Annotated in this window: 20 protein-coding genes and 1 pseudogene; 12 read left to right on the top strand and 9 right to left on the bottom strand. The window is 71.2% G+C overall.

Annotated elements, in window-relative coordinates:
• Window positions 1-207: 207 nt before the first annotated feature.
• Window positions 208-486, bottom strand: coding sequence for a hypothetical protein (locus ACFWVV_RS19885; protein ID WP_384352474.1), 279 nt, complete (start codon window positions 484-486; stop codon window positions 208-210).
• A 745-nt stretch (window positions 487-1,231) separates the two neighbouring features.
• Between ACFWVV_RS19885 and ACFWVV_RS19880 the strand changes: the two genes are divergently transcribed.
• A complete protein-coding gene (locus ACFWVV_RS19880; RefSeq protein ID WP_384352471.1) occupies window positions 1,232-2,197 on the top strand; it encodes a serine protein kinase RIO in 966 nt (321 codons plus the stop codon).
• A gap of 144 nt (window positions 2,198-2,341) precedes the next feature.
• Here the strand turns inward: ACFWVV_RS19880 and ACFWVV_RS19875 are convergent, their stop codons facing one another.
• A complete protein-coding gene (locus ACFWVV_RS19875) occupies window positions 2,342-2,854 on the bottom strand; it encodes a carboxymuconolactone decarboxylase family protein (RefSeq protein WP_384352468.1) in 513 nt (170 codons plus the stop codon).
• 46 nt (window positions 2,855-2,900) lie between these two features.
• On the opposite strand from ACFWVV_RS19875, the gene ACFWVV_RS19870 reads away from it, so the two are divergent.
• Window positions 2,901-4,343 carry a PLP-dependent aminotransferase family protein gene (locus tag ACFWVV_RS19870; RefSeq protein ID WP_384352465.1) on the top strand — a complete coding sequence of 481 codons (1,443 nt, stop codon included), beginning with the start codon at window positions 2,901-2,903 and terminating at the stop codon, window positions 4,341-4,343.
• Window positions 4,344-4,559: 216 nt separating this feature from the next.
• Here the strand turns inward: ACFWVV_RS19870 and ACFWVV_RS19865 are convergent, their stop codons facing one another.
• Window positions 4,560-4,859 (bottom strand): STAS domain-containing protein, encoded by a 300-nt coding sequence (locus ACFWVV_RS19865; RefSeq protein ID WP_384352463.1) that lies wholly within the window; start codon window positions 4,857-4,859, stop codon window positions 4,560-4,562.
• Window positions 4,860-5,391: 532 nt separating this feature from the next.
• Between ACFWVV_RS19865 and ACFWVV_RS19860 the strand changes: the two genes are divergently transcribed.
• Window positions 5,392-5,691 (top strand): hypothetical protein, encoded by a 300-nt coding sequence (locus tag ACFWVV_RS19860; RefSeq protein WP_384352460.1) that lies wholly within the window; start codon window positions 5,392-5,394, stop codon window positions 5,689-5,691.
• A gap of 198 nt (window positions 5,692-5,889) precedes the next feature.
• A complete protein-coding gene (locus ACFWVV_RS19855) occupies window positions 5,890-7,080 on the top strand; it encodes a glutathionylspermidine synthase family protein (RefSeq protein ID WP_384352457.1) in 1,191 nt (396 codons plus the stop codon).
• A 95-nt stretch (window positions 7,081-7,175) separates the two neighbouring features.
• Here the strand turns inward: ACFWVV_RS19855 and rocD are convergent, their stop codons facing one another.
• On the bottom strand, window positions 7,176-8,432 hold the full coding sequence (gene rocD / locus ACFWVV_RS19850; RefSeq protein ID WP_384352455.1) for an ornithine--oxo-acid transaminase: 1,257 nt from the start codon (window positions 8,430-8,432) through the stop codon (window positions 7,176-7,178).
• A gap of 268 nt (window positions 8,433-8,700) precedes the next feature.
• On the opposite strand from rocD, the gene trpS reads away from it, so the two are divergent.
• On the top strand, window positions 8,701-9,711 hold the full coding sequence (gene trpS / locus ACFWVV_RS19845) for a tryptophan--tRNA ligase (RefSeq protein ID WP_384352452.1): 1,011 nt from the start codon (window positions 8,701-8,703) through the stop codon (window positions 9,709-9,711).
• Between the two features lie 140 nt (window positions 9,712-9,851).
• The gene (locus tag ACFWVV_RS19840; protein ID WP_384352449.1) at window positions 9,852-10,433 is read left to right on the top strand and encodes a 2'-5' RNA ligase family protein; all 582 of its coding nucleotides are present in this window, start codon (window positions 9,852-9,854) and stop codon (window positions 10,431-10,433) included.
• Between the two features lie 15 nt (window positions 10,434-10,448).
• Here ACFWVV_RS19840 and ACFWVV_RS19835 read toward each other — a convergent pair whose 3' ends face one another.
• The gene (locus tag ACFWVV_RS19835) at window positions 10,449-11,204 is read right to left on the bottom strand and encodes a decaprenylphospho-beta-D-erythro-pentofuranosid-2-ulose 2-reductase (RefSeq protein WP_384352446.1); all 756 of its coding nucleotides are present in this window, start codon (window positions 11,202-11,204) and stop codon (window positions 10,449-10,451) included.
• Between the two features lie 39 nt (window positions 11,205-11,243).
• Window positions 11,244-12,629 carry an FAD-binding oxidoreductase gene (locus ACFWVV_RS19830; protein ID WP_384352443.1) on the bottom strand — a complete coding sequence of 462 codons (1,386 nt, stop codon included), beginning with the start codon at window positions 12,627-12,629 and terminating at the stop codon, window positions 11,244-11,246.
• Window positions 12,630-12,804: 175 nt separating this feature from the next.
• On the opposite strand from ACFWVV_RS19830, the gene ACFWVV_RS19825 reads away from it, so the two are divergent.
• The 3 genes from ACFWVV_RS19825 to ACFWVV_RS19815 all read left to right on the top strand — a co-directional run bounded on the left by ACFWVV_RS19825 (window position 12,805) and on the right by ACFWVV_RS19815 (window position 15,384).
• On the top strand, window positions 12,805-13,329 hold the full coding sequence (locus ACFWVV_RS19825) for a phosphatase PAP2 family protein (RefSeq protein WP_384352440.1): 525 nt from the start codon (window positions 12,805-12,807) through the stop codon (window positions 13,327-13,329).
• 157 nt (window positions 13,330-13,486) lie between these two features.
• On the top strand, window positions 13,487-14,368 hold the full coding sequence (locus ACFWVV_RS19820; protein ID WP_384352528.1) for a decaprenyl-phosphate phosphoribosyltransferase: 882 nt from the start codon (window positions 13,487-13,489) through the stop codon (window positions 14,366-14,368).
• A 104-nt stretch (window positions 14,369-14,472) separates the two neighbouring features.
• Window positions 14,473-15,384: a YihY/virulence factor BrkB family protein gene (locus ACFWVV_RS19815; protein WP_384352438.1), complete on the top strand. Its 912-nt coding sequence runs from the start codon at window positions 14,473-14,475 to the stop codon at window positions 15,382-15,384.
• On the opposite strand, the gene ACFWVV_RS19810 is transcribed toward ACFWVV_RS19815, so the two are convergent.
• Window positions 15,335-16,438, bottom strand: a complete 1,104-nt coding sequence (locus ACFWVV_RS19810) for a D-alanyl-D-alanine carboxypeptidase family protein (RefSeq protein WP_384352525.1) — start codon at window positions 16,436-16,438, stop codon at window positions 15,335-15,337. The two genes, ACFWVV_RS19815 and ACFWVV_RS19810, sit on opposite strands and share 50 nt — an antisense overlap.
• Before the next feature lie 343 nt (window positions 16,439-16,781).
• On the opposite strand from ACFWVV_RS19810, the gene ACFWVV_RS19805 reads away from it, so the two are divergent.
• The 3 genes and pseudogenes from ACFWVV_RS19805 to ACFWVV_RS19795 all read left to right on the top strand — a co-directional run bounded on the left by ACFWVV_RS19805 (window position 16,782) and on the right by ACFWVV_RS19795 (window position 20,027).
• Complete coding sequence (locus tag ACFWVV_RS19805) at window positions 16,782-17,027, top strand: SCO4848 family membrane protein (protein WP_384352436.1); 246 nt, start codon at window positions 16,782-16,784, stop codon at window positions 17,025-17,027.
• A 16-nt stretch (window positions 17,028-17,043) separates the two neighbouring features.
• Window positions 17,044-18,308: pseudogene (locus ACFWVV_RS19800) on the top strand (metallophosphoesterase).
• A 153-nt stretch (window positions 18,309-18,461) separates the two neighbouring features.
• A complete protein-coding gene (locus ACFWVV_RS19795) occupies window positions 18,462-20,027 on the top strand; it encodes an ABC transporter substrate-binding protein (protein ID WP_384352433.1) in 1,566 nt (521 codons plus the stop codon).
• A gap of 141 nt (window positions 20,028-20,168) precedes the next feature.
• On the opposite strand, the gene ACFWVV_RS19790 is transcribed toward ACFWVV_RS19795, so the two are convergent.
• Window positions 20,169-20,951 (bottom strand): succinate dehydrogenase iron-sulfur subunit, encoded by a 783-nt coding sequence (locus tag ACFWVV_RS19790; protein ID WP_384352430.1) that lies wholly within the window; start codon window positions 20,949-20,951, stop codon window positions 20,169-20,171.
• Window positions 20,951-22,705 carry a succinate dehydrogenase flavoprotein subunit gene (sdhA, locus tag ACFWVV_RS19785; RefSeq protein ID WP_384352427.1) on the bottom strand — a complete coding sequence of 585 codons (1,755 nt, stop codon included), beginning with the start codon at window positions 22,703-22,705 and terminating at the stop codon, window positions 20,951-20,953. The genes ACFWVV_RS19790 and sdhA overlap by 1 nt, the downstream gene beginning before the upstream one ends.
• Between the last annotated feature and the right edge of the window lie 17 nt (window positions 22,706-22,722).

Here is a 22,722-nt window from a genome sequence, read left to right as displayed (position 1 = left end):
GTCTTTCCGGCGGGCGGCGGGCGCCGCTATTCGGCCAATGACCGGCTATCAGCGGTAGCACGGCGCCATGCTGACCATCGCGTGCGCTCGGCGCGCTCGGCGCGCGTGACGTCGGTTCAGGGGCAGAGTCAGCCTGCCGACTCGCCTCACAGGAGCTCAGCGCCATCACCAGACAGGCGGCGCCCGCCGTAGTAGCCAGCCACTGGCTCAGCGCTTTCCGCACGTGATCTCGGTGTCGTTCTGGTTATAGACGTGCGCCGAGCCCTTGCCTTGCGGCCCCGACACGTAAAAGCGCGCTTGACCTTTGTAACGGTACTTCGTTCCCGCCTTGCAGCCCTTGGGTGCCACCACTCGCAGCTTGCGCGTGTTCTGCTTACCGCCCTTGGCCGTCTTCAGATGTTCCCATCCGTACCAACGGGATCGGGAGAGACTGCCCTCGGTCGATACGTGGGGAGCGACCATTTTGCATGCCGTGTCGAAGTGCACATTGATCGTGTAGTTCTGCGTGTGTGAACTGTGTGGATAGTCGACCTGCCCATTACAGAGGTAAGGCAACTTGGGTGCCCTGGCCCCGGTACCCGTCTCCGTCAAGTCGGCCCGCCCTCGAAGAGCGTCACCAGTCTCTACGACCGGTCCGTCAGCGACAGCGATGCCTTGCCCGCAAGAAAGAGCGAATGCGGCAAGTACCGCAATCGTCAGGGTCGCGCTACGACGTGGTGGCATGGTTCTCCGATGTACTCGGCCAAAGCTCTGACCAGGTGCCAGGGATGATTCCTGTATAGCCACAGATGTATGGACTGCATGACCCGAGTGGGATGTTGTCACCCGGATGGGCTCATTGGTTGCTCCTGCATCGCAGGAGGGGGCCTGAGGGACAACCATGTTCTTCCCTCTCTCGGCTCGCGGTGCCCCGGAACGGTCGTGCGGTGCGGGCCGGCTCCGGGGGTCGGCGGCGGTCCGGAGCAGGGCCGGTCCTGAGACTGGCGGTCGTGCGGTGCGGGCGGGCCCCCGGGGTCCGCGGCCTATGGTGCGGGCCGGCCCCGCCTCGCCCCGCCGCACCTCGCCCCGCCCGCCCTGATTAATTCGCTTGCCGCTCCCGTCCCCGCCCCTCACCATGGGCGGGACACCGGGAGCTGCCCGGTGCTCCACGAGAGGAGGCGTGCCGTGAAGACGACTGTCATCGGCCTGCCCGCAGACCGACTTCCTCTCACCCCATGGAGCACCCCCAGCGATGTCGTACAACGACTTCTCGCAGCACCCGCAGCACCTTCAGGACTTCCAGTACCCCCAGTACCCGGCGTCTGTTGACGCCCCCGGCACCGAGCCCTCGCCCTACGTCCGGCCCAAGCCCGACCTGAGCGATCTCGACGACCGGTTCGTCTTCGACTTCCACGCCTACGGCGACCTCGCGGACGGACAGCGCTGGTCGACGTGGCTCAGCGTCGAACCCCTCAGCCGGGGCCCCGAGCCCCGTCCCGAATGGGTGGTGACCACGCAGGGCGCCATCGACTCCGAGCTCGGCGTCCTCAAGACCGGCAAAGAGGCCGACGTCCACCTCATCGAGCGCGCCGATCCCGTTGATCCCACCGGCGGCGTGGTCATGGCGGCGAAGCGGTACCGCTCCTCCGAGCACCGGACCTTCCACCGCGCCGCGTCCTACACCGAGGGCCGCTCGATGAAGCGTTCGCGCGACGAGCGGGCCGTCAAGCGGAAGAGCACCTTCGGCCGACAGGTCGCCGCCGCGGAGTGGGCGGTGTCCGAGTGGGGCGCGCTGGTGCGGCTGTGGAACCTCGGGCTGCCCGTTCCCTACCCCGTCCAGATCGACGGCACCGAGATCCTGATGGAGTGGATCACCGTCGCCGACGAGGACGGCACCCTCGCGACCGCGCCCCGGCTCGCCCAGGTCCGTCCGTCACCCGAGCTGCTGGCCTCGTACTTCCAGCAGCTCACCGACGCGCTCGCGACCATGGTGCAGAACGGCCTCGTGCACGGCGACCTCTCCGCGTACAACATCCTCGCGGCGGGCGAACGGCTGGTGATCATCGACCTGCCGCAGATCGTCGACCTGGTCGGCAACCTCAACGGGATGACCTTCCTCCAGCGCGACTGCGCCAACATCTGCGGCTGGTTCCGCGCGCGGGGCCTGGACGCCGACGAGGACGCCCTGTTCGCGGAGCTGATGGCGCACGCCTTCTGATCCCGTACGGGCGGTGCGCCGCCGGCCTCGGTGGTGCGCCGCCCGTGCGGGGTGGGTCGCCCGCGAGGGGTACGCGGGTCCTCCCGACCGGCGTACCCCCGTACCCCCGGTGCTCCCCGTACCCCCCGCCGCCCCCGGAGGGCCTCAGTGCTTGAGCGAGCCCGCCGTGTAGTGCCCCGGCACCATCCGCGTCGAGACCGCGAAACGGTTCCACACGTTGATCGTGTTGATCGCCGCGATCAGGTGCGCCAGCTCCACCTCGTCAAAGTGCTTCGCGGCCTTCTCGTACACCTCGTCCGGCACGAAGCCGTCCGTCAGGACCGTGATCGCCTCGGTCAGCTCGATCGCCGCGATCTCCTTCGCCGTGTAGAAGTGCTGCGACTCCTCCCAGGCCGAGAGCTGGATGATCCGCTCCACGCTCTCGCCCGCCGCGAGTGCGTCCTTGGTGTGCATGTCCAGGCAGAACGCACAGTGGTTGAGCTGCGAGGAGCGGATCTTCACCAGCTCCGCCACCACCGGGTCCAGGTGCTTGGTGGAGGCCTTCTCCAGCTGGAGCATCGCCTTGAAGACCTCGGGCGCGTGCTCCGACCAGTTCATCCGGGGGGTGTGCTCGGGGACGGTGGTCGCGGTGGCGGGGGTGTTCTCGTTCGTCGTCATGGCTTCACGTTACGTACGGCGCGGCCCACCGGTATGGTCCATTCCCGTGACGGATTCCTGGGCCAATTTCACGGCCGAAGTCGGTGCCGACCTGCATCTCGACCTCGGCGGCAGCGGCTCGGGGGCCGGTCTGCGCACCGGGCTGCGCGATGCGCTCCGCGAGGCCGTCCGCACCGGCCGGCTCGCCCCCGGCACCCGGCTGCCCTCCTCCCGCACCCTCGCCACCGACCTCGGCATCGCCCGCAACACCGTCGCCGACGCCTACGCCGAACTCGTCGCCGAGGGCTGGCTCACCGCCCGCCAGGGCTCCGGAACCCGGGTCGCCGCCCGCGCCTCCGCCACCTCCACCACCTCCGCCAGCAGAAAGCTCCCGCACCCGGCGGGCGGCCCACGCCGACCCGCCGCCAGGACCGCCCTCAGCCTCTTCCCCGGCGCCCCCGAACTGTCCTCCTTCCCGCGCACCGAGTGGCTCAAGGCGTACCGCAAGGCGCTCGCCGCCGCCCCGTACGAGGCCTTCGGGTACGGCGATCCGCGCGGCAGACCCGAACTGCGCACCGTCCTTGCCGAATACCTCGCCCGTGCGCGCGGTGTGCACGCCGACCCGGAGCGCCTCGTGATCCGCTCGGGCTACGTCAACGCCCTGACCTTCCTCGCCCAGGCCCTCCGCCGCCGTACGCCTCCCGTCCGGGCGGTCGCCTGCGAGTCGTACGGGCTGCCCTTCCACCGGGACTGCTTCCGGGCGGCCGGGCTGCGTACCCCCGCCCTCGGACTCGACGAACTCGGCTCCCGCACCCAGGAGCTGGCCGGCATGGACGAGGTCGGGGCGGTGCTGCTGACCCCCGCCCACCAGTTCCCGACCGGCGTCGTCCTGCACCCGCAGCGGCGGGCGGCGGCTGTCGACTGGGCGCGGCGCACCGGCTCCCTGATCCTGGAGGACGACTACGACGGCGAGTTCCGGTACGACCGCCAGCCGGTCGGGGCCGTACAGGGGCTCGACCCCGAGCGGACCGTCTACCTCGGCACCACCAGCAAGAGCCTCGCGCCGGGGCTGCGGCTGTCCTGGGCGGTACTGCCCGAGGAGCTCGTCGGCCTGCTCTCCCCGCACGACAACACCTCCAGCTCCCTCGAACAGCTAGCCCTCGCCGAGTTCATCGCCTCAGGGGCGTACGACAGGCACGTGCGCTCCATGCGGCTGCGCTACCGGCGCCGCCGCGACGACCTGGTGGCCGCCCTCGCGGCCCGCGCCCCCGACGTCCGGGTCACCGGCATCGCCGCCGGTCTGCACGTCATCCTGGAACTGCCGCCGGGCACCGAGCAGTCGGTGATCCGCGCCGCCCACTGGCAGGGCCTGGCACTGGAGGGCCTGTCCGCCTACCGGCACCCGGACGCGCCCGGCGAGGGCAGGGACGCGCTGATGGTCGGCTACGCGAGACCGACGGACAGCGCGTGGGCCCCGACGCTGGAAGCGCTGCTCAGGTCCCTCCCGTGAGTGCGTGAGTGCGTGAGCACGTGAGCACGTGAGTACCTGAGACGTGTGTGCGCAAGCGGCGGCACGTGCACGTGACGCCCTGTGCACGTGCCGCCGCTTGCGCGTACGGGGTTGCCCCCGGCCCCGTACGTCGTCGTACGGAACCGGGGGCAGCGGCTCCGGTCCCGTACGTGGTCGTACCGGACCGGCGGCGGCTCGTGGGACCTCAGCGGCGCCTCACCGGCGCGCCTCCTCGCTCAGCAGCCTCCCGCTCCGGGTGGCGACCAGCAGCCGCCGGACGGCTGCCGAAGCGGCGGCGAGCACCAGCCGCCGCCCGCCGCGCCGCCAGGCCACCAGCGCGTTCAGGAAGCCGGAGTCGCAGAAGGTCACCCGGGACGCGTCGACCACCAGGCGGGTGTGCCCGAACGAGGCGGCCGAGGCGAGCAGCGCGCTCAGCGGGGCGGCCGAGAAGTGGTCGATCTCGCCCTCGACGGCGAGCTGGAGAGTGGCGCCCTCGGTACGACAGGAAGCGATCACCTGCGGAGTCCGTGGAGTCCGCGAAGTCTGTGGGGCCTGTGGAGTCCGCGAAGTCTGTGGAGCCCGCGGAGTGCCCGGCGGCAGGGGCCGTGCGGTGCCGCGGCCCGCCGGGCCACGACGGGTGCGGATCGGGAGCGGGGCCGGAGTGGGCAGTATGTGGGAGGGGCTCGCAGTCGTGTTCACGCCGTCTGCAACGAGCCCGCGCCCCCTCGGGCACTGCCGCCACTCGTGGATCACCCGGCCGCGCGAACCTCGGAGGACCCACGAGGCCGCACGATGTCGCACGGAAGAGCTGGAGCCCCGGCCGGACGGGGGAGACCGGCCGGGGCAGTAGGGGGAGGCGGGGTGAAATTCCCGCGCATAGATGAATAATAAACCATCCATCGGGCTGGTGCTTCCGCGGGGGCAAACCACCCCACTTGGTACGAGTGCGTTCCTTCACCTCGCACCGGAGTTCCACTGCGCCTGACGGGCCTCTAGTCTGTCGACGGTCCAGAGCGAGCAGCGAGGCACAACGGGGGAGTGGCCGGGCATGGCACGGCGCAAACTGAGGTCCAGCACGGTAGTGCTCGGCGGCATGGGAATGCTCGCCCTGACGCTGTCCGCCTGCGGTTCCGAACCGGACAAGCGGTGCGTGGACCCGGTCACGCAGAAAGAGCTGCCCAACTACAAGTGCGACGACGACGGCGGCGGCCACAGTGGCAGCAGCGCGGGCCACGGCGCCTACTACTACGGCGGCTCCGCCAGCAACGGCCGCGTCTCGGGCGGCAGCTTCGACAAGAAGGCGGTCGACCGCGGCGGCTTCGGCTGCTCAGGATCCGGCGGCGGCTGAGCGGTCCCCGTACCCGGAGCGGTCCCCGTACCCGGAGCGGTCCCCGTACCCGGAGCGGCCGTCCACCCGCGGCGCCCGTATGCGGAGGGACCGAGCACGGCCCCGTACGCGTAGCGCCGTCCCCGGACAGGCCGTACGCGCAGAGACCGGGCAGCGAAACAGAGCGAAGCAGTACGGACGAACGGTGCCCCACGGATCATGAAGCGCCACACCATCGCCCCCCGCCCCGACTGGCAGCGGATCGTCGAGGAGCAGGGGGTCATCTATCCGCTGACCCGCTACCCGGACGACTCCCTGCGCCCGTACTGGGACGAGAGCGCCTACTACTCCTTCACGCTGCCCGAGGTCGAGGCGCTCGAAGAGGTCGTCGAGGAGCTGCACGGGATGTGCCTGGCGGCTGCCGAGCACATCGTCGCCCACGACCGGTTCGCCGACCTCGGCATCACCGACCCCGAGCTGGCGCGGCTGATCGGTGAGTCCTGGCGGCGCCGGGCCGAACTCCCCTCCCTGTACGGGCGGTTCGACCTGCGCTACGACGGCAGTGGTCCCGCCAAGATGCTGGAGTACAACGCCGACACCCCGACCTCGCTGGTGGAGGCGGCCAGTCCGCAGTGGTTCTGGATGGAGGAGCTGTTCCCCGGCGCCGACCAGTGGAACTCGCTGCACGAGCGCCTCGTCGACGCCTGGAAGCGGCAGGCGAAGCTGCTGCCGCCGGGGCTGCTGCACTTCGCGCACTCCGAGGGCGACGAGCTCGGCGAGGACCTGATGACGGTCGCCTATCTGCGCGAGACCGCCGAGCAGGCCGGTATCCGCACCGAGGCCATCTCCGTCGAGCAGATCGGCTGGGACCGGCTCTCGCGGCGCTTCGTCGACGAGAAGCTCCGCTTCGTCCGCGCCTGCTTCAAGCTCTACCCGTGGGAGTGGCTGGCCACCGACCGGTTCGGCCCGCACGTGCTGTCCACCCTCGACAACGGCGGCGGCACCGGCACCACCTGCTGGATCGAGCCCGCCTGGAAGATGCTGCTGTCCAACAAGGCGCTGCTGGCCGTCCTCTGGGAGCTCTACCCCGGCCACCCCAACCTGCTCGCCTCCTACCTCGACGGACCCCGCGAGCTGGCCGCGGCGGACGGCCCCGGCTACGTCGTCAAGCCGCTGCTCGGCCGCGAGGGCGCCGGAGTCACCGTCCACGAGGCCGGCACCCCGGCGCCCGGGCCCGCACAGGGGCCGGTCTGCTACCAGGAGCTGGCCCCGCTGCCCGACTTCGACGGCAACCGCACGGTGCTGGGCGCCTGGGTGGTCGAGGACGAGGCGGCGGGGCTCGGCATCCGGGAGTCGGCCGGCCTGGTCACCGACGAGTACGCCCGCTTCCTGCCGCACGTCATCCTCTGACGGCGCAGGCGGCGCAGGCGGCGCAGGCGGGGCGCGCCCTCTGCACACGTACCGCCGACACGTACCCCCGCCGCCCGTGCGTCCGCCGGGCGGCCCTACCCGCCCAGTACCGCCCGGAGCTGGTCCAGGCCCCAGTCCAGGTCCTCCTTGCTGATCACCAGCGGCGGGGCGATCCGGATGGTCGAGCCGTGGGTGTCCTTGACCAGGACGCGCCGCTCCATGAGCCGCTCGGAGATCTGCCGGCCCGTGCCCACCGCCGGATCGATGTCGACGCCGGCCCACAGGCCGCGCCCGCGCACCGCCCGCACCGCGCCGTCGCCGGCCAGCAGGTTCAGCTCGCGGTGCAGGTGGTCGCCGAGCTCGGTGGCCCGCTGCTGGAACTCGCCGCCGCGCAGCATCGCGATCACTTCCAGCGCGACCGCGCAGGCCAGCGGGTTCCCGCCGAAGGTGGAGCCGTGCTCACCGGGCTTGAACACCCCGAGCACGTCCGCCGATGAGACCACCGCCGACACCGGCACCACACCGCCGCCGAGTGCCTTGCCCAGTACGTACACGTCGGGGACGACCCCCTCGTGCTCGCAGGCGAAGGTCCTGCCGGTGCGGCCGAGGCCGGACTGGATCTCGTCCGCGACGAACAGCACGTTCCGCGCCCGGGTCAGCTCCCGTACGCCCGCGAGGTAACCGGCCGGCGGCACCAGGACGCCCGCCTCGCCCTGGATGGGCTCCAGCAGGACGGCGACCGTGTCCTCGGTCATCGCCTGCTCCAGGGCGGCCAGGTCGCCGTACGGGACGATGTCGAAGCCGGGGGTGTAGGGGCCGTAGTCGGCGCGGGCCTCCGGGTCGGTGGAGAAGCTGACGATGGTCGTCGTACGGCCGTGGAAGTTGTCGGACGCGACGATGATGCGGGCCCGCCCGTCGGGCACGCCCTTGACCCGGTAGCCCCACTTGCGGGCGGTCTTCACGGCGGTCTCCACGGCCTCCGCGCCGGTGTTCATCGGCAGGACCATCTCCATGCCGCACAGCTCGGCGAGCTCAGTGCAGAAGGCGGCGAACCGGTCGTGGTGGAAGGCGCGGGAGGTGAGCGTCACTTTCTCCAGCTGGGCCCTGGCGGCGTCGAGCAGGCGGCGGTTTCCGTGGCCGAAGTTGAGGGCGGAGTAGCCGGCGAGCATGTCGAGGTAACGGCGGCCCTCCACGTCCGTCATCCACGCGCCCTCCGCCTCGGCGACCACGACGGGCAGGGGGTGGTAGTTGTGCGCGCTGTGCGCCTCGGCGGAAGCGAGGGCGGCGGCGGTGGCGCCGGCGGTGGTGGTGGCGGTGGCGCTGTCCGTGGCAGTGGCATCCGATGTCGACACGGGAACTCCGATCGTCGGTACAAGGCGTCCGGTGCGGGGCGCGAACGGCACCCCTTTCTATCGTCGGTCAGCGGGAGGGCGCGGAAACCTTGCCGCCACGGGCACCTCCCGCGCCAGGCCCGCCGGGGTGCCACGGGCACCTCCCGCGGCCGACCCGCCGGGGCGCCACCGGCACCTCCCGCGGCCGGCCCGCCGGGGCGTCCGCGGGACCCGCCCGGGCGCGTGGGGGGAGGCGAAGCGGGCGCCGGGCACCTGAGAGAATGGGGGCATGGCCTCTCGACCCCGTGTGCTTTCCGGTATCCAGCCCACCGCAGGCTCGTTCCACCTCGGCAACTACCTCGGCGCCGTGCGCCAGTGGGTGGCCCTCCAGGAGACGCACGACGCCTTCTACATGGTCGTGGACCTGCACGCCATCACCGTCCCGCAGGACCCCGCCGAGCTGCGTGCCAACACCCGCCTCGCCGCGGCCCAGCTGCTGGCCGCGGGGCTGAACCCGGAGCGCTGCACCCTCTTCGTGCAGAGCCACGTCCCCGAGCACGCCCAGCTCGGCTGGGTGATGAACTGCCTCACCGGCTTCGGCGAGGCGTCCCGGATGACGCAGTTCAAGGACAAGTCCGCCAAGCAGGGCTCCGACCGCACCACCGTCGGCCTCTTCACGTACCCGGTCCTCCAGGTCGCCGACATCCTGCTCTACCAGGCGAACCAGGTCCCGGTCGGCGAGGACCAGCGCCAGCACATCGAGCTGACCCGCGACCTCGCGATGCGCTTCAACACCCGCCTCGGCGAGACCTTCACCGTCCCGGAGCCGTACATCCTCAAGGAGACGGCGAAGATCTACGACCTCCAGGAACCGACGATCAAGATGAGCAAGTCGGCGTCGACGCCGAAGGGCCTCATCAACCTGCTCGACGAGCCCAAGGCCACCGCGAAGAAGGTCAAGAGCGCGGTCACCGACACCGACACCGTCATCCGGTTCGACCCGGTGAACAAGCCCGGTGTCTCCAACCTGCTCACCATCTCGGCCACCCTCACCGGCAAGAGCGTCGCCGAGCTGGAGGCCGCGTACGAGGGCAAGATGTACGGCGCCCTGAAGACCGACCTCGCCGAACTGATGGTGGACTTCGTCACGCCGTTCAGGAGCCGCACCCAGGAATACCTGGACGACCCGGAGACGCTGGACCAGATCCTCGCCAAGGGCGCGGAGAAGGCCCGCGCGGTCGCCGCCGAGACCCTGGCGCAGGCCTACGACCGGATCGGTTTCCTGCCCGCGAAGCACTGAACCGCTCCGCACCACCGGACGGCGGACGCAGGTCACACAGGCTCCGGACCTTGGGCTCTGGCCCCGAAGGGCCTGCGACCGCCACACTGCACTGCGACAGCACCAAGCACCGACCCGTACCGACGACGGAGGAGAACGACGTGGGGACCGTAACGCTCGGCGTTTCGATCGCGGTCCCGGAGCCGTACGGCAGCCTGCTCCAGGAGCGGCGCGCGGCCTTCGGGGACCCTGCCGCACACGGCATTCCCACCCATGTCACGCTGCTGCCGCCGACGGAGATCGACGCGGACGCGCTGCCCGCGGTGGAGGTACACCTGGCCGCGCTGGCCGATTCGGTGCGCCCCTTCCCGATGCGGCTCTCCGGCACCGGCACCTTCCGGCCGCTCTCGCCGGTCGTCTTCGTGAAGGTCGTCGAGGGCGCGGCGGCCTGCGCCTGGCTGCAGAAGCGGGTCCGCGACGCCTCGGGGCCGCTGGTGCGCGAGCTCCAGTTCCCGTACCACCCGCACGTCACGGTGGCGCACGGGATCAGCGAGGAGGGCATGGACCGGGCGTACGAGGAACTGTCCTCGTACACCGCCGAGTGGTCGTGCGTGTCCTTCGCCCTGTACGAGCAGGGGGCCGACGGCGTGTGGCGCAAGCTCTGCGACTACGCCTTCGGCGGCGGCACGGCGGGCGGCGTACCGCCCCAGGGGCTGCCGCAGGGCACTCCCGCGCTGAACTAGCGCCTGTCCGCGTTCCTACACCGGCAGCCGCCGGAAGAGGGGCCGGGGCACGTGGCGCAGCGCGGTCATCACCGCGCGCAGTGCCCCCGGCACCCACACCACCTCCGCCCGGCGGCGCAGCCCCTTCTCGATGGCCAGCGCCACCTCCCCGGGGGTGGTGGCCAGCGGAGCCTCATCCAGGCCCTCCGTCATCCTCGTCCGGACGAAACCGGGCCTGACCACCATCACGTGCACGCCCGTCCCCTGCAGCGCGTCGCCCAGGCCCTGGCAGAAGGCGTCCAGGCCCGCCTTGCTGGAGCCGTAGATGAAGTTCGCGCGGCGGGCCCGCTCACCGGCCACCGAGGACAGCACGACCAGCGAACCGTGGCCCTGGCCCTGGAGGGCGTTCGCGCACACCAGGCCGGCCGAGACGGCCCCCGTGTAGTTGGTCTGGGCGACCCGTACGGCGGCCATCGGGTCGGCCTCGTCGTGGTACTGGTCGCCGAGCACCCCGAAGGCCAGCAGCACCATGTCGATGTCGCCCTCGGTGAAGACCTTGCCGAGCACCTCCTCGTGCGAGGCGCTGTCCAGCGCGTCGAAGGCGACGGTACGGACGTCCGCGCCGAGCTCCCCGAGCTGTCGGGCAGCCGTGTCCAGGGCGGGGGACGGGCGGCCCGCCAGCCACACGGTGCGGGTGCGCCGGGCGATCAGCCGGCGTGCGGTGGCCAGCGCGATCTCGGACGTACCGCCGAGGACGAGCAGGGACTGCGGGGCGCCGAAGGCATCCTTCACGAGGGGCTCCTTTGATCCGGGGGGTGGGGGGCGAGCGGACTAGAGGCCGAGGCGGCGGGACAGGTCCGAGGTGAAGACCCCGCGCGGGTCCAGTTCGGCGCGCAGTGCACGGAACTCCTCCAGCCGCGGGTACATCGCGGCGAGCGTCTGGGGCCGCACCCGGGAGTCCTTGGCCAGGTAGACGCGCCCGCCGGCGGCGACCACCTCCTCGTCGAGCTCGTCGAGGAAGGGACCGAGGCGCGGCAGCCCCGCCGGAATGTCCAGGGCGAGCGACCAGCCGGGCACCGGGAAGGACAGCCAGCCGGGGTCGGCGTCGCCGAACCGTTTGAGCACCGCCAGGAAGGACGGGCAGCCGCGCCGCGAGATCCGCTCGACGATCCGCCGCAGCACCTCCTCCTGCCCGTACGGCACGACGAACTGGTACTGGACGAAGCCGCTGCGGCCGTAGATCCGGTTCCAGTGCGGGACCCCGTCCAGCGGGTGGAAGAAGGCGGAGATCTTCTGGAGCTCGCCGGTCCGGTGCAGTGGCGCCCGCCGGTACCAGAACGCGTTGAAAAGGCCCACCGACTGCCTGCCGAGCAGCCCCTCGGGGACGAAGGCGGGCGCGGCGGGCAGCCGGCCGGGGCGGAACACCAGCGGGTGCCTGCGGGCCCTCGGCGGCAGGGCGTCCAGCGGGGCGTGATCGCCGCGGGTCAGGACGGAGCGACCCCGTGCGGCGCCCTTGGCGAGCAGGTCGATCCAGGCCACCGAGTAGCGGTGCAGACGGTCGGTGGCGGTCATTCTGGCCATCAGGTCGTCGAGGTCGGCGGCCCGCTCCGTCTGGACGGACACCCATGAGGTCCCGACCGGCAGGAGCCGCACGGTCGCCGACAGGATCACCCCGGTCAGGCCCATGCCGCCGGCCGTCGCGTCGAACAGGTCGGTGCCCGGCAGCACCGTCCGCACCTCCCCGTCCGCACACAACAGCTCCAGCGACCGCACGTGCCGGGCGAAGCCGCCCGAGACGTGGTGGTTCTTGCCGTGGATGTCCGCGCCGATCGCACCGCCCACCGTCACGTACCGGGTGCCGGGGGTCACGGGGACGAACCAGCCCAGCGGCAGCAGCACCCGCATCAGCCGGTGCAGGCTCACCCCCGCGTCGCACACCACCTCCCCGGCCGCCACGTCGACCGAGCGGATGCGGTCGAGCCCGGTCATGTCGAGGACCGAGCCGCCCGCGTTCTGCGCGGCGTCGCCGTACGCCCGGCCGAGCCCCCGGGCGATCCCCCCGCGCGGCCCGCAGCCGCGCACCGCGTCGGCCGCCTCCTCGTAACTGCGGGGGCGGACCACCAGCGCGGTCGTCGGGGCGGTGCGGCCCCAGCCGGTCACGGAACGGAACGGATCGTCGGCGAGCGCGTCGCTCTCGGCTGTGGAGGTGTCAGACATGGGCGCGACGGTATCGCCCGAAGCGCCCTTGTTTGCTGAGATAAACGATGTTTCGGCGGAACGGGTGGTTAAGGGAGTGTCATATCAAAATGTCATGAATATTGGCATTTTCTCGACAAGGCTCGCCCCTCGGTGTGCCCGCCGGGCCACGCCCGCCGAGTTCCTGGGGTGACGGATGCGACAAGTGGACACGCGGCTGCTGGCCGCGATGCGCGACCGAGGCGCCGACCCCCGCGTGGCGGCCGCCGCCCGCGCGCTCTCCCACAGCGGCGAGCACGGCGCCCTGTGGCTGGCCGCCGGACTCCTCGGCGCGGCCGTGGACCCGGGCCGGCGCGGCAGCTGGCTGCGCGGTACGGCGCTGATCGGCGCGGCCCACGCGGTCAGCCTGGGCATCAAGCACACGGTCCGCCGCCCGCGCCCCGAACCCACCGGCAGGCGGCCCCTGGTGAGCACCCTCGGCCCGCACTCCTTCCCCAGCTCGCACGCTGCCTCCGCGGCTGCCGCCGCCGTCGCGCTCGGATCGCTGGTCCCGGCGGGGCACCGCACGGTGGTGCCACTGGCCACCGCGATGTGCCTCTCGCGTCTCGTCGTCGGCGTGCACTACCCGAGCGACGTGGCGGCGGGCGCCCTGCTCGGCGGGCTCACCGCCCGGCTCGGTGCAGGGTGGATGGCCCCGGCCTCCGCCGGGAAGGGCCGCTGAGTTGCCGGACCGAAGCGGCGTGCGCCTGCGGGAGCAGCAACGGGAGCAGGGGGAGGAGGAGCGGCGGGAGGTCAAGCAGCGGGAGCAGGGGCGGGCGAAGGGGCCCGAGGGTGCCGCCACCCTCCCCCCGCAGCGCCGCCCCCCGCGCCCGCTCCGCCTGCCGCTGGGGCTCCTGCGCACCGCGCGGCCCCGGCAGTGGATCAAGAACAGCCTCGTGGTGGCCGCCCCCGCCGCCGCGGGCGAACTCTTCTCCCGGTCCGCCGCCCTCCAGCTCGCCCTGGTCTTCGCCCTGTTCACCGCCGCCGCGTCGGCCGTCTACCTGGTCAACGACGCCCTGGACGCCGAAGCCGACCGCGCCCACCCGGTCAAGTGCCGCCGCCCGGTCGCCGCGGGGCAGGTCCCCGTCCCCGTCGCACACGCCACCGGCGCGCTGCTCGCCGTCCTCACGCTCTCCGCCGCAGCCCTCCTGTGCAACCCGCTCACCGCGGCCCTGCTGACCGCCTACCTCGTCCTGCAACTGGCCTACTGCCTGCGCCTGAAGCACGTCCTCGTCGTCGACCTGATCGTCGTCGCCACCGGCTTCCTGATGCGCGCGACGACCGGCGGAGTGGCGCTGGGCATCCCGCTGTCCCGGTGGTTCCTGCTCACCACCGGCTTCGGCGCCCTGTTCGTCGTCGCGGCCAAGCGCTACTCCGAAGCCGTACAACTCGCCGACAGCCCCCGAAAGGGTGAAACCCGCGCCCTGCTCGGCCAGTACACCACCGGCTATCTGCGCTTCGTCTGGCAACTCGCCGCCGGGGCCGCCGTCCTCGGCTACTGCCTCTGGGCCCTGGAGAGCGGCCCCGCCGCCACCGCCGGACTGCTGCCCTGGCGCGAACTCTCCACCGCCGCCTTCGTCGTCGGAGTCCTGCGCTACGCCCTCTACGCGGAGCGCGGCACCGCGGGCGCACCCGAGGACGTACTCCTGCACGACAGGGGCCTGCTGCTCACCGGACTGGTGTGGGCGGCGATGTACGGCCTGACGGTCGCCGGAGTGTGAACCGGCCCCGCAACGGGTCGGGTCCGGCGTGGAGCGCGCCGCCGATTCCGGGGTACACGCCCGATGTTTTTCCGTACACACCGGCAGGCAGGTAGACAAAGAGCATGGACTGGCTGAAAAACCTCCCGCTCATCGGGCCGCTGTTCACCCGGCTGACGGGCACGCACGCCTGGCGCACGTACGAGACCCTCGACCGGGCGCACTGGAGCAGGCTCGCCGCGGCGATCACCTTCATCAGCTTCCTTGCGCTCTTCCCGCTGATCACGGTCGGTGCCGCGGTCGGCGCGGCCTTCCTCAGCGAGCAGCAGATCGCCGACCTCAAGTCGAAGATCGCCGAACAGGTCCCCGGCATCTCCGACCAGCTCGACATCGACGCGCTGATCGCCAACGCCGGCACCGTCGGCCTCGTCGCCGGCGCGCTGCTGCTGTTCACCGGCATCGGCTGGGTCGGCTCGATGCGCGAATGCCTGCGCGCCGTCTGGGAGCTGGACGACTCCGACGAGGGCAACCCGGTCCTGCGCAAGGCCAAGGACGGAGGCGTCCTGCTCGGCCTCGGCGCCGCCGGGCTCGCCTCGCTGCTCGCCTCCGCCGTCGGCTCCACCGCGGTCGGCTGGACCGCCCGCGCCCTCGACATCCCGGAGTCCGGCGCCGGCGGCGTCCTGCTGCGGATCGCGGCCCTGCTGGTCGCCGTCGGCGCGGACTTCCTGCTCCTGCTGTACGTCCTGACACTGCTGCCCGGCGTCCACCCCGAGCGGCACCGGCTCATCACCGCCGCGCTGATCGGCGCGGTCGGCTTCGAGCTCCTCAAGATGCTGCTCGGCGGCTACATGAGCGGAGTCGCCTCCAAGAGCATGTACGGGGCCTTCGGCGTCCCCGTCGCCCTCCTCCTGTGGATCAACTTCACCGCCAAGCTGATGCTGTGCTGCGCCGCCTGGACGGCGGCACGACACGCACCCTCCGAGCAGGTCAGCGACGAGGCAGACGACGGAGCGCCGGCACCGGCCACCGCCGGTTGACCAGGAACACCGCACCGGCCAGCACCAGCAGCACCCCGCCCGCCACCGCCAGCGCGATCCCCATCCCGCTGGAGCTCTCCTCGACGGCGGCCACCTTCACCACCGGCGCCGCGCTCTTCTTCGCGGCCGGCGGGGCGTTCTTGCCGGAGGACACGTCCACCGAGCGCGGCGCCACCAGCTCACCGACCGGCTTCACCTTCCCCGACGCCAGGAAACCCCAGTCCAGCAGTTGGGCGGACTCCCTGTAGACCGCCTGCCTCTCGTCGGACTGCGGGTTCATCACGGTGACCAGCAGCACCCGCTCGCCGCGCTGGGCGACCCCGGTGAAGGTGGCCCCCGCGTGACTGGTGTTGCCGTTCTTGACGCCCGCGATGCCGGGGTAGGGCGTCACGTCGTCCTCGCCCGTCATCAGCCGGTTGGTGCTCTGGATGTCGAACGTCTCCCGCTTGCCGTCGGACCCCATCGCGCCGGGGAACTTGGCGCGCACGGTCGACGCGTACTCCCGGAAGTCCTTCTTCTGCATTCCGGAGCGGGCGATCAGCGTGAGGTCGTACGCGCTGGAGACCTGGCCGGGGGCGTCGTAACCGTCGGGGGACACCACCCGGGTGTCCACGGCCTGCAGCTCCCGGGCGTGCGCGTTCATGTCGGCGACCGTCTTGGCCAGGCCGCCGTTCATCGCGGTCAGGACGCGCACGGCGTCGTTGCCCGACCTGAGGAACACCCCGAGCCACAGGTCGTGCACCTTGTACGGAAGGTCCTCCTTGACGCCCACCGAGCTGCCGCCCTCGCCCATGTCCTGAAGGTCCCTGGGCTTCACCTTGTAGACCTGGTCCTTGGGCAGCCGGGGCAGCACCGTGTCCGCGAACAGCATCTTCAGCGTGGACGCCGGGGCGAGCCGCCAGTGCGCGTTGTGCGCTGCCAGCACCTCACCGCTCTCCGCGTCCGCCACCAGCCAGGAGCGCCCGGACAGCGCCTTGGGCAGCACCGGAACGCCAGGGGCGAGGTTGACCTGCGTGCCCGGCTTGCCGAGCCGCTCGCCGCCGACCGCCGACATCGACGCCGGGGGCTTGGGCTTGTCGTCCGACTTGGGGGACTTGTCGTCGGCGCGGGCGGCCGGAACGACGAGGATCGCGGGCAGCAGCAGGGCGGAGGTGACCGCGAGGGCGGTCCGTTTCACGGCAGACACGGACGTGAACGTACAGGGCTGCGCCCCGCCTCCCGTCACCGTGCGCCTGACCCGCCGCAACAGCCGCCGGGACAGCCCAAACCCACCGACCCCGGCGGCCCCTGCCGCCCCGGACGACCCTGCGCCCACGGATATCCCGGACACCCCGTCAGGCCCGCCCGCCCCGGCACCCCGCTCAGCCCCGGCCCCGGACGACGGCGATACTGAGCGCATGAAGCTCAACCGCACGCTGTCCTGGTTCCTGCTCGCCTTCGGCGTCTGGAGCTGGCTCATCTGGATCACTTTCGTCAAAAATTTGATGAAGGACGGAAGCGGACTCGCCTTCGACGACGCGGGCGACCCGACCGCGTACTTCTGGGTCCACCTGCTGCTCGCCGTGACGTCCTTTCTCCTGGGGACGGGCATCGGCGTGATCGGGTTCCGTTCGCTGCGGACCCTGCGCCGCGAACAGGCTTGAGGGGACTGCCGTGACCGTGGTGGCCGTCCTGATCGCCGTCTGCGTCCTCGCCCTGCTCGCCGCGGTCCACTGGTACGTCTGGAAGCCCTGGTGCGGGACACCACCGGGCCCGGCCCCCGGGGCCGCCGGATACGCAGGGCCGGAGCGGCCGCCGTGACCGTGCTCCCGCTGCTGTCCGTCGCCGCGGTGACCTCCGGCCCGCTCGGCGCCCCCTTCTGGCTCCAGCAGGTACTGGCCTGGCCCGGCCACCTCTGGCTCGCCGTCCTCCTCTACCTGGCCCTGGCCCTCCTGGCCACGGAGGCGGTCCGCCCCTTCCTCCTCCGCACGCCCCGCACGCCCGCCAGTGCGCCCGCGCCCGTGCCGAGCTTGCCCGGGCCCGCCGCTCCCACCCCGAGCGCGCCCGCGCCCGCCAGCCCCGCCCCAAGCGCCCCCGTGCCCGGCCCGCCCGCGCCCCACCCCTCCCGCCGCCTCTTCGTCTCGCGGATCGTCGGTGCCGCCGCCACCACCGCCGCGCTGGGCACCGTCGCGTACGGCACGCACAACGTCCTCAGGGGCCCCCGCGTGCAGCGCGTCACCGTGCCCCTGGCCCGCCTCCCGCGCTCCGCCCACGGCTACCGGATCGCCGTCGTCAGCGACATCCACCTCGGCCCGATCCTCGGCCACGCCCACACCCGGCGCATCGTGGACACCATCAACTCCACCCAGCCCGACCTGATCGCCGTCGTCGGCGACCTGGTCGACGGCAGCGTCACCGACCTCGGCAGCGCCGCCGAGCCGCTCGCCCGGCTCCGCGCCCGGCACGGCAGCTTCTTCGTCACCGGCAACCACGAGTACTACGTGGGCGCCGCCCCCTGGCTCGACCACCTCCGCGAACTCGGCCTGCGCCCGCTGGAGAACGCCCGCGTGGAGATTCCCGGCTTCGACCTCGCCGGGGTCAACGACGTCGGTGGCGAGCCCTTCGGCCAGGGCCCGGACTTCACCGCGGCCCTGGGCGACCGCGACCGCACCCGTGCCTCCGTGCTGCTCGCCCACCAGCCGGTGCAGATCCACCAGGCCGTACAACACGGCGTCGACCTCCAGCTGTCCGGCCACACCCACGGCGGCCAGCTCTGGCCGGGCAACCTTCTCGCCGCGCTCGCCAACCCGACCGTGGCGGGGCTCGAGAGCTACGGCGACACCCAGCTCTACGTCTCGCGCGGCGCCGGTGCCTGGGGCCCGCCGGTCCGGGTCGGCGCCCCGTCCGACATCACCCTCGTCCAGCTCGCCTCACGGAACGCCTGATTCCAGGCAGACCCGACGCCACCACTCCCTCCACACAGGCCACTTGGACCCTTCCTCAGCCCCAATTCGTGTGATTAGGTGAATGAATCGTGGGGTGGGCGTGTGCGCTTCCGCCGTACCCCTGGGCGGGGCACTGCGAGGAGAGCAGCTCACATGCGGTCGACCGGTTCCATCCGCCTGCGCATCGTCGTCACCGCGGCCGTGGTGGCCGCCGCGGCGGTCGGGGGATGGCAGCTGCTCCCCTCGGGCGACGACGAGGCCGTACCGATCAGGGTCGGCACGACGGACAAGGTGACCTCGCTCGACCCGGCCTGGGCGTACGACGCCGGTTCCTGGGCGCTGTACAGCAACCTCTACCAGTCGCTCCTGACACTCAGGACCGGTTCCTCGGAGCCGACCCCCGACGCGGCGAAGAGCTGCCGGTTCGTCGGCCAGAAACTGATGACGTACCAGTGCGAGCTGCGGGACGACCTGACCTTCTCCCACGGCGGGCAGGTCACCGCCGACGACGTCAAGTTCAGCTTCGACCGCATCCTGCGCAACAAGCCCGACGAGGGTCCCCGTTCGCTCTTCACCGCGCTCAGGTCGGTCACCGTGGACGGCAGAAGGATCACCTTCAACCTGCGTTCCGGGGACGCCACCTTCCCCTTCAAGGTGGCCTCCGGCGCGGGCGCCATCGTCGACCGCACCAAGTACCCGGCGCAGGGCGAACGCCAGGACGCCGGGGCCGACGGATCGGGACCGTACGTGGTGACGTCGTACGAGAAGGGCAAGGTCGCGCACCTCGCCCCCAACCCCCGGTACAGGGGCGCCGTGCCGAAGGCCGGGCAGCCGGTCGACGTGCGCTACTACGACGAGTCCGAGGCCCTCCAGCAGGCGTGGGAGGCCAAGGAGGTCGACGTCACCCACCGGCAGCTGCCGCCCAGGACGCTCGCCGGCCTCGCCGTGGGCGATCCCAACGTGCGGATCAGCGAGGTCGAGGCATCCGAGGTCCGCAACATGGTCTTCAACGTCCGCCAGAACTCGCCGTTCGCCGCGGCGCCGGTCCGCCGGGCCGTGTCGTACCTGATCAACCGGCCGCAGCTGGCGCGCGACGTCTACCACAACACCGTCGACCCGCTCTACGACGCCATCCCCAAGGGCATCCCCGGCCACGGCACCCCCTTCTTCGACGCCAACTCCAAACTGAGCCCGGCCAGGGCCAGGGCGGAGCTCACGGAGGCCGGCGTGGACCTGCCGGTGAGGTTCACGCTCGCCTACGCCAAGGGCGGCGCGACGCAACCGGAGGCCGAGGAGCTGAAGAAGCAGCTGGAGGCCGACGGTCTCTTCTCCGTCCAGCTCGTCCGCAAGGACGAGTGGGAGGAGTTCCAGAAGGGCTACAAGGCGGGCGAGTTCGACGCGTACAACGTCGGCTGGGTCGCCGACTTCCCCGACCCTGACAACTTCAGCCAGGCGCTCATCGGCAAGGACAACTCCTACGCCAACGGCTACGCCAACCCGCAGATCGAGAAGCTGATCGTCCGCACCCAGGGCGCCTCCAACCGCGGCGACGCCGTCGAGGACTTCAAGGCGATGCACCGGATCGTCGCCCGGGACGTGCCGCTGGCGCCGCTGTGGCAGAGCAAGGACTACGTGCTCAGCCAGAGCCACATCGGCGGCGTCCAGTACCTCTCGGACGGCACCGGCATCTGGCGCCTGTGGGAACTCAGCCGCATCTAGGGGCCCGTCCGCGAGAGCGCCGCCGACATGGCACGAGGGCCCGTCCCCGTACGAGAAGTACGGGGACGGGCCCTCGTGCGCGGGCCGCGGGAAGCGTCAGAAGCCCCGGGAAGCGTCAGAAGCCGCGGGCCGCGGGAAGCGTCAGAAGCGGCGCGTGATCAGCGCACGCTTCACTTCCTGGATCGCCTTGGTGACCTCGATGCCACGCGGGCAGGCGTCCGTGCAGTTGAACGTGGTGCGGCAGCGCCACACACCGTCCTTGTCGTTGAGGATCTCGAGCCGCTGCTCGCCACCCTCGTCACGGCTGTCGAAGATGAAGCGGTGCGCGTTGACGATCGCCGCCGGGCCGAAGTACTGGCCGTCGTTCCAGAACACCGGGCACGAGGACGTGCACGCGGCGCACAGGATGCACTTGGTGGTGTCGTCGAAGCGCTCGCGGTCCTCGGCGGACTGCAGGCGCTCGCGGGTCGGCTCGTTGCCCTTGGTGATCAGGAAGGGCATCACGTCGCGGTAGGCCTGGAAGAACGGCTCCATGTCCACGATCAGGTCCTTGAGGACCGTCAGGCCCTTGATGGCCTCGACCGTGATCGGCTTCTGCGGGTTGATGTCCTTGATCAGCGTCTTGCAGGCGAGCCTGTTCTTGCCGTTGATCCGCATGGCGTCCGAACCGCAGATGCCGTGCGCGCAGGACCGGCGGAACGTCAGCGTGCCGTCCTGGTCCCACTTGATCTTGTGGAGCGCGTCGAGGACACGCTCCTTCGGGTCCATCTCGACCTCGAAGTCCTGCCACTCGGCGTCCTCGGACACCTCGGGGTTGAAGCGGCGGATCCGGAAGGTGACCTTGATGTACGGAGAGTCGGCGAAGCCGGGCTCGGGCGCGCCCTTGCCGTCCTTCTCCACCTTGTCCATCGTCGGGGTAGCCATCAGTACTTACGCTCCATCGGCTGGTAGCGGGTCTGGACGACCGGCTTGTAGTCGAGCCGGATCGACTCGGTGCCGTCGGCCGCGACCTCGCGGTACGCCATGGTGTGGCGCATGAAGTTGACGTCGTCGCGGGTCGGGAAGTCCTCGCGGTAGTGACCGCCGCGGGACTCCTTGCGCGCCAGCGCGGACACGGCCATGACCTCGGCCAGGTCGAGCAGGTTGCCCAGCTCGATGGCTTCGAGGAGGTCCGTGTTGAACCGCTTGCCCTTGTCCTGGACGGACACGTTCAGGTAGCGCTCGCGCAGCTCGGCGATCTTCTCGACGGCCGTCTTGATCGTCTGCTCGGTGCGGAACACCATGACGTTGGCGTCCATCGTCTCCTGCAGCTCCAGGCGGAGCGTGGCCACGCGCTCGGTGCCGGTGGAGTTGCGCAGCCGCTCGACCTGGTCGACGACGAGCTGGGCCGGGTTCTCCGGCAGCTCGACGAAGTCGGTGGAGTGGCTGTACTCGGCGGCGGCGATGCCGGCCCGCTTGCCGAAGACGTTGATGTCGAGCAGCGAGTTGGTGCCCAGGCGGTTGGCGCCGTGCACCGAGACGCAGGCGACCTCGCCGGCGGCGTACAGACCCGGAACGACGGTGGTGTTGTCGCTAAGGACCTCACCCTTGACGTTCGTCGGGATGCCGCCCATGGCGTAGTGCGCGGTCGGCTGGATCGGGATCGGGTCCGTGTACGGCTCGATGCCGAGGTACGTACGGGCGAACTCGGTGATGTCCGGCAGCTTGGCGTCCAGCTGCTCCGGCGGCAGGTGCGTGAGGTCGAGGTAGACGTGGTCGCCCTCGGGACCGCAGCCGCGGCCCTCACGGATCTCCGTGTAGATGGAGCGGGACACGACGTCACGGGACGCGAGGTCCTTCATGACAGGCGCGTACTTCTCCATGAAGCGCTCGCCGTCCTTGTTGCGGAGGATGCCGCCCTCACCGCGGGCGCCCTCCGTCAGCAGGATGCCCATGCGCCAGATGCCCGTCGGGTGGAACTGGAAGAACTCCATGTCCTCCAGCGGGAGCCCGCGGCGGTAGCACGCGGCCTGGCCGTCACCGGTCAGGGTGTGCGCGTTGGAGGTCACCTTGAAGAACTTGCCGGTGCCGCCCGAGGCGTAGATGACCGACTTGGACTGGAAGACGTGGATCTCACCGGTGGCCAGCTCGTACGCGATGACGCCCGCGGACTTCTTGACGCCGTTCTCCTCCACGATGAGCTGATCGAGGACGTAGAACTCGTTGAAGAACTCCACACCCTCCTTGATGCAGTTCTGGTAGAGGGTCTGGAGGATCATGTGGCCGGTGCGGTCGCCCGAGTAGCAGGACCGGCGGACGGGGGCCTCGCCGTGGTTGCGGGAGTGACCGCCGAACCGGCGCTGGTCGATCTGGCCCTGGGGCGTGCGGCCGAACGGCAGGCCCATCTTCTCCAGGTCGAGGACCGCGTCGATGGCCTCCTTCGCCAGGATCTCGGCGGCGTCCTGGTCGACCAGGTAGTCGCCGCCCTTGATCGTGTCGAAGGTGTGCCACTCCCAGTTGTCCTCCTCCACGTTCGCCAGCGCGGCGGCCATGCCGCCCTGCGCGGCGCCCGTGTGGGACCGGGTGGGGTACAGCTTCGTCAGCACGGCGGTGCGGCTGCGCTTGGTCGACTCGATGGCCGCGCGCATGCCCGCGCCACCGGCGCCGACGATGACGGTGTCGTACTTGTGAATCTTCATGAGTGGTTGCCTCAGCC

Origin of the sequence: Streptomyces sp. NPDC058663 (assembly GCF_042716745.1) — a bacterium.
In the GTDB taxonomy this organism is placed as follows: Bacteria; Actinomycetota; Actinomycetes; order Streptomycetales; family Streptomycetaceae; genus Streptomyces.
This window is presented reverse-complemented; position numbering and strand designations above follow the sequence as displayed.